Origin of the sequence: Nonlabens dokdonensis (assembly GCF_002162835.1) — a bacterium.
Taxonomy (GTDB): domain Bacteria; phylum Bacteroidota; class Bacteroidia; order Flavobacteriales; family Flavobacteriaceae; genus Nonlabens; species Nonlabens dokdonensis_B.
Window position 1 is genome coordinate 24,131 of sequence record NZ_MAAX01000099.1, and the last position, 6,693, is coordinate 30,823.

Genomic DNA, 6,693 nt, shown 5'->3' on the forward strand with positions numbered 1-6,693 from the left:
ATTATGTCAACTAAAAAACCCATGCCGTAAGACATGGGTTTTAATAAACTATGGAGATATTTTACATCTTTACTTTAGCACTTGCTTCTGGAAGTTGCTCGTAACCCATATTATACAAACCGAATCCATAAATATCTGTCCATTCCTGGATTTGTTGCTCTGTAGATTTACCAGCGCCGTGACCAGCGTCGGTTTCTATTCTAATTAAAGTAGGAGCGTTACCAGCTTGTTTTTCTTGTAACTCTGCAGCAAACTTGAAAGAGTGTGCTGGAACTACTCTGTCATCATGATCTCCAGTAGTTACCATCGTTGCTGGATAAGAAACGCCTTCTTCAATGTTGTGTAGCGGAGAATACCCTTTAAGGTATTCAAACATTTCTGGACTATCTTCTGCAGTTCCATAATCATAAGACCATCCTGCACCTGAGGTAAATTTATTATAACGCAGCATGTCTAAAACACCTACCGCTGGAAACGCCACTCCTGCAAGATCAGGACGTTGTGTCATTGTTGCTCCCACGAGTAGTCCACCATTTGAGCCTCCTTGAATGGCAAGGTGCTTTGTATCTGTATACTTATTTTCTTTAAGCCATTCTCCTGCTGCAATAAAGTCATCAAATACGTTTTGTTTTTGCATTTTTGTACCTGCATCATGCCATTTTTTACCATATTCACCACCACCGCGTAGGTTTGCAACAGCATAAACGCCGCCCATTTCCATCCATGCAGCTCTTGTAACAGAAAAACCTGGATTTAATGAGATATTAAAACCTCCATAACCGTAAAGTATGGTTGGGTTTTTACCATTAAGAGCAATCCCTTTTTTATAAGAAATGATCATTGGAATCTGAGTACCGTCCTTCGAACTGTAGAAAACTTGTTTGCTTTCATAGTCTTCACTATTGAACTTGATATCAGGCTTGCGGTACAACTCTGAAGTTCCTTCTTTAATATTATATAAATAAGTACTTCCAGGAGTCGTGTAATTTGTAAAGCTGTAGTATAAAGTCTCATCTTCTTCTTTTGCTCCAAAACCTCCTACATTACCTATTCCAGGTAGTTTTACTTCTCTTACTAATTCACCGTTATAGTCATATTGTTTCACTTGAGAAACAGCATCTACCATGTACTCGGTAAAAATGTATCCACCACCGGTGGAAGGTGAAAGAACGTGCTCAGTCTCTGGAATAACATCTTTCCAAGTATCTTGAGTTGGGTTAGAAAAGTCAGTTGTTACTATGCGTTTATTAGGTGCGTTATAATCTGTAACTAACCACAATTTACTGCCTTCATTGTGGATAAGGTAGGTATTGCTATCAAAATTATCTACTACTGCAACTAAGGGTGCGTTTTTTACATTTAACTCTTTCATCCACATCTTACCGCCGTTTGTAGCTGTGCTACCAGAGATCACAAGGTATTTTTGATCTCTAGTGACTCTACCACTTACATATCTATATTTCTCATCTGGATTATCACCAAAAATGACTTGATCTTCACTTTGTGGTGTACCTAATTTATGGTAGTATAATTTGTGCCTATCAGTCATCGCACTTAACTCGCTACCGTCTGGTTTATCGTAGCTGGAATAATAAAAGCCATCATTTCCTTTCCAGGATATTCCTGAAAATTTGACGTCTACAATAGTGTCGCCTACTTGCTTCATAGAATTGACATCTAGAACAATGATCTTGCGCCAGTCGCTTCCTCCTTCACTGATAGAATAAGCAAATAGAGAACCATCTTTAGTAAAACTAGTTCCTCCTAAAGAAGTTGTTCCTTCTTTGCTAAATGTGTTAGGATCAAGAAAAACTTCAGCTGTTTCTGGATCGCTATCTTTTAAATATCTATAAATGACATATTGATTTTGCAACCCATCATTTTTATAAAAATAGGCGTAATCTCCTTCAATAAAAGGTGCACCTACTTTCTCATAATTCCACAAATTAGTAAGTCTATCTTTGATCTCGTCCCTGTATGAAATTTGAGAAAGGAATTCTTGCGTTGTTTTATTTTGACTTTTAACCCATTCACCAGTTTCCTCGCTACGATCATCTTCTAACCATCGATAAGGATCTGCTACTTCAACTCCATGATACACATCTACGGTATCCACTTTTTTAGTTTGCGGATAAGTCATCGCCATATTAACTTGTTTTTTATCATTTTCTTTACAAGAAATCAGTACTAATAGAGCTGCTGCTCCATAAAATAATTTTTTCATAATTACTGTTTTAGAAATTTGGAGTTTACCTGACCTCTATCGGTTTTGATTTGGGCAATATAAATTCCGGACTTAAATTGATTAGTAGAGATTGTAGTTTCGGTACTACTTATAACCATACGGCCTTGAAGATCATAGATTTTTACAGAAATAAAATCTAAATCTGTTTTAATTTCTAGTACTTCCGCAAGATTATTATGAAGTAGCTGAACACTTGGCTGTTCTTCAATTGTTATTTCGCTTAAAACAGTATCAGTATATCTAAAAACACCTTCATTATTAAATGAGTCACTAAAACTACCGCTATAACCTACACTATCATTAAAAAAAGCACAATCTACATGTTGATCAGTATCTATGTTGATCCAGGTCACTCCATCATCTAAGGAATATGAACTTCCTGCAAGATTTACATCGCCACCAGTACTTACCATATGAAACGTATTAGGGATATAAGAAATAGCACCTCCATAAGGTGTCCCTGTACCAGAAAAAACCACACCATTCCACGATTGACCGCCGTCAGTAGATCTGTAAATATTTCCTGCGTTATCTTGTATTACTCCTCGATCTGAAGTTGCAAATGAAATATCTCCAAAAACTGTTGTACCGCCAAAATCACTTAAAGGTGATTGATATACATTCCAAGTTATACCCATATCTGCAGAATGTATGATACGTCCTTCACTTGTTGTAAACCAAATATTATCGCCTAAATGTGCAAATTGAGCTAAATAACCGAATTCAGTTGCTAGTGGTACTGGCAAGCTTGCTGATGGAATTCTCGTATAAGTTGCGCCACCATCAATAGACCTATAGATCTCCCAATAGCCATTTGCTGGATCTCCTATAGCTAGACCATTGTTAGCATCAAAGTAATGTATAATGTTAGGAAAACTAGTGGCATTGTTAAATGCAGCACCAGTTTGCTGTGTCCACGTTATTCCTGCATCAATAGTTTTCCAGATTCCACCTTGCTGTCCAGCAAGTCTAGGGTAAGCAGCTACAAATGCAATGTTAGAATCCACACCGCTTACATCTGCAATTCCTAGGTCTGGATCACCCAAGTCAATAGTTCCTGCAGTCCATGTCAATCCAGCGTCATCAGTTTTTGAAAATATCTGAACATTATTTGCTGTATTTACACCATCATAACCTATCGCCCAAGCAACATTTGCATCTACTACATGAAATTTACTTAAACCTGTTTGTCCTGATGTAAATCCAGAATATGCTTCAGTCCAAAACTGAGCATTACATAAGATACTGAAGGAGATCAATAAACTAGTGAGTATATTTTTAATCATAGTATATCATTTACCTTGTAAAGTTATGTAAAATTAAGTAGTGGTATGTTAAGGAAACCTTTTAAACAAAGTTCTTATCGATCAAATACTGAGCTATTTGAACCGCATTTGTAGCAGCTCCTTTTCTCAAATTATCAGATACTATCCACATATTTAATGTGTTCTCTTGAGAATGATCTCTTCTAATACGACCTACGAATACATCGTCCTTCCCATGAGCAAGCAATGGCATAGGATATACGTTAACATCAATATTATCTTGCACAGTAATTCCAGACGTTTCAGATAACGTTTTTCTTATTTCTGAAACATCAAAAGTATTTCTGAACTCCACATTCACACTTTCAGAATGTCCACCTACCACTGGAATACGTACTGCAGTTGCTGTTACCGCAATAGTCCTGTCATCAAGTATTTTTTGTGTCTCGCGTACAAGTTTCATTTCTTCCTTTGTGTAACCATTATCTTCAAAAACATCACAATGAGGAATAGCATTTTTGTGTATCTGGTAAGGATATGCCATTGTTCCTTTCTTGCCAGCATACTCATTTTCTAGCTGCTCAACGGCTTTTACCCCAGTTCCAGTAATAGATTGATAAGTGGAGATAACTAATCTTTTTATTGCATACTTCTTGTGCAAAGGAGCAAGTGCAGCCACCATTTGAATTGTGGAACAATTAGGATTTGCAATGATTTTATCGTCTTTGGTTAATTGAGAAGCATTAATTTCTGGAACTATAAGTTTCTTCTCAGCATCCATTCTAAAGGCGCTTGAGTTGTCGATTACCGTAGTTCCTACAGCAGCAAATTGAGGAGCAAATTCTAAACTGACAGAACCACCTGCTGAGAATAAAGCTATATCTGGTTTCATTTCTATAGCTTGTTTCATACTTACTATCTTGTGTTGCTTTTCCTTAAAAGTAACTTCATTACCTACAGATTTCTCTGAGGCAACAGGTATAAGAGTTGAAACATTAAGATTGCGTTCTTCTAAAATACGCAACATTACCTGGCCTACCATACCGGTAACACCTACGACAGCTATTTTCATTTTCAAAAATTTAAGCAGTAAAAGTATATGGTAAGTTCTATTTTACCATAAGATTGCCTGATAATTTCAAAAATCCACAAATTGTTTAATAATTAACAAATTTGAAAATAGGTTTTCACACAGGTATATTAAAAAGCCGCCTTGTTTTTCAACAAGGCGGCTTTTTGTAGTGACTTAAAACTTTAAGGTAATTACTTTGCTCTTAAAGCATCACGTATTTCAGTAAGAAGAACTTCTTCTTTTGAAGGTCCTGCTGGTGCTGGAGCTTCTTTAGGTTTTCTAGCCTTGTTGTAAGCTTTTACGATTATAAATAATACAAATCCTATGATGATCAATGAGATAATGGTGTTTACCCATTCTCCGTACATTATTGCATTTTCTGGTTTTGTTACTACACCATCAGCTCCTACAACAGCCTCAGATAAAATAATTTTTAAATCTTTAAAGTCTACTCCACCTGCAAAGTGACCGATGATAGGCATCATGATCATACTTACAAATCCTTTAACTACAGCACTAACTGCTCCAGCAAGTATAACAGCTACTGCAAGGTCTATGACATTACCTGTCATGATAAAATTCTTAAATTCTTTAAGCATAATAATATTTGTTAGGTTAATTGTGCTGCAAATTTAATCTAACTAATTTCATTAACATAAAATTAAGAGCGTTTTGCTCAAAAATTAAAAAAGGTGTCGTTTAAGAGACTGTTTACTTAGATAAAGTGTCTATATAAACACGTTGTACTCTTTTTTGAATTCCGGTAAGAAGTTCGTAAGAAATAGTTCCAGCATCTTCGGCCATTTGTCTAGAGGTATGCACTGTTTCATCAAATATGACTACTTCATCACCTACTTTTGCCTCTATTCTAGTAATATCTACCATAAACATGTCCATACATATAATTCCTAATGTAGGAGCAGGTTTTCCATTTACAAAAACGTTGAGATTACCATAACCATAAATACGGTTAATACCATCGCCATGACCTAGCGGTATAACTGCATAGGTAGTAGGATCTTTTGCTACAAACTTGCGGTTGTAACTTACTGTTTCTCCTGGCTCAATACTACGTATTTGTGAAATATTAGATTTTAAAGAGCTGATAGGTTTTAAATGAACATCATGCTTTGAATCATTACCAAAACCGTACAACCCAATACCAGAACGTACCATTGTGTAGTGAGCGTTGCTATAATTAAGAATTCCACTAGTATTTGCTTCATGAAGTAAGAAGTCATAGGAAAGCTCTTCCTTTAGAACAGTCGCTATCTTTTCAAATTTAGTGATCTGTTGTTGTGTAAAATCATCCTCATTAAGGTCTTCACTGGCTGCGAGATGCGACTGTAGCCCACGCACTTTTACCTCTGGACTAGATTTTACTATACGTATAACTTTTTGGACATCTTCAGGATCTATACCTATACGGTTTAAACCTGTATTAAATTCTAGATGTATGGGATAGGATTGTTGTTGTTTCGCTTTCGCGAAAGCGATAAAAGCATCCAGTATTTCCATACTATAAATCACTGGTTCTAGACAACGATCTATACAAATCTCTAGGTTGTGCTGTTGCGCATGTAAGATTAGAATAGGAGTAACTATCCCATTATCTCTAAGTTCTACACCTTCTTCTGTATAGGCGGTAGCAAAATAATCGGTTCCTAAGTCTTGTAATTTTTGTGCCACTTTAACTATTCCATGACCATAAGCATTTGCCTTAACTACGGCCATAAATTTTGTGGCGCCGCTTATTTTACTTTTTAGATAATGGTAATTGTGTGCAAGAGCATCTAAATTTACTTCAAGTCTAGTGCCTTTATATTGCATTTTAAGATTCTTTATCCTGTTCAATTTCTTCTATATCTACATCCATATCTTTCACTTTTTGAGAAAGCATGGCTTTGTAATAAGCTGCGCGACTTAAAGGTTCATATTCTTGTTGTTCACCTAATAAAACAACGTCTTCATTTGCGGTCTTACGGTAAGAATACTGAGCGAGATTTCCTGTTCTTGTACATACAGCATGAACTTTAGTCACATACTCTGCAGTAGCCATAAGTGCGGGCATCGGGCCGAATGGGTTTCCTTTAAAATCCATATCTAATCCT

5 protein-coding genes and 1 pseudogene are annotated in these 6,693 nt (G+C 36.2%); all 6 read right to left on the reverse strand.

Annotated features, from left to right (window positions below; all coding sequences use genetic code 11):
* Nucleotides 1-61: 61 nt before the first annotated feature.
* Nucleotides 62-2,224, reverse strand: a complete 2,163-nt coding sequence (locus A9Q93_RS06300) for a prolyl oligopeptidase family protein (RefSeq protein WP_303686533.1) — start codon at nucleotides 2,222-2,224, stop codon at nucleotides 62-64.
* Between the two features lie 2 nt (nucleotides 2,225-2,226).
* Nucleotides 2,227-3,531 carry a T9SS type A sorting domain-containing protein gene (locus A9Q93_RS06305; RefSeq protein WP_303686534.1) on the reverse strand — a complete coding sequence of 435 codons (1,305 nt, stop codon included), beginning with the start codon at nucleotides 3,529-3,531 and terminating at the stop codon, nucleotides 2,227-2,229.
* Nucleotides 3,532-3,592: 61 nt separating this feature from the next.
* Nucleotides 3,593-4,582: an aspartate-semialdehyde dehydrogenase gene (locus A9Q93_RS06310; RefSeq protein WP_303686535.1), complete on the reverse strand. Its 990-nt coding sequence runs from the start codon at nucleotides 4,580-4,582 to the stop codon at nucleotides 3,593-3,595.
* Between the two features lie 191 nt (nucleotides 4,583-4,773).
* Nucleotides 4,774-5,181: a large conductance mechanosensitive channel protein MscL gene (gene mscL, locus A9Q93_RS06315; RefSeq protein ID WP_303686536.1), complete on the reverse strand. Its 408-nt coding sequence runs from the start codon at nucleotides 5,179-5,181 to the stop codon at nucleotides 4,774-4,776.
* Between the two features lie 112 nt (nucleotides 5,182-5,293).
* Complete coding sequence (gene alr / locus A9Q93_RS06320; RefSeq protein WP_303686537.1) at nucleotides 5,294-6,412, reverse strand: alanine racemase; 1,119 nt, start codon at nucleotides 6,410-6,412, stop codon at nucleotides 5,294-5,296.
* Between the two features lies 1 nt (nucleotide 6,413).
* Nucleotides 6,414-6,693: pseudogene (locus tag A9Q93_RS06325) on the reverse strand (thymidine kinase); the annotation flags it as partial.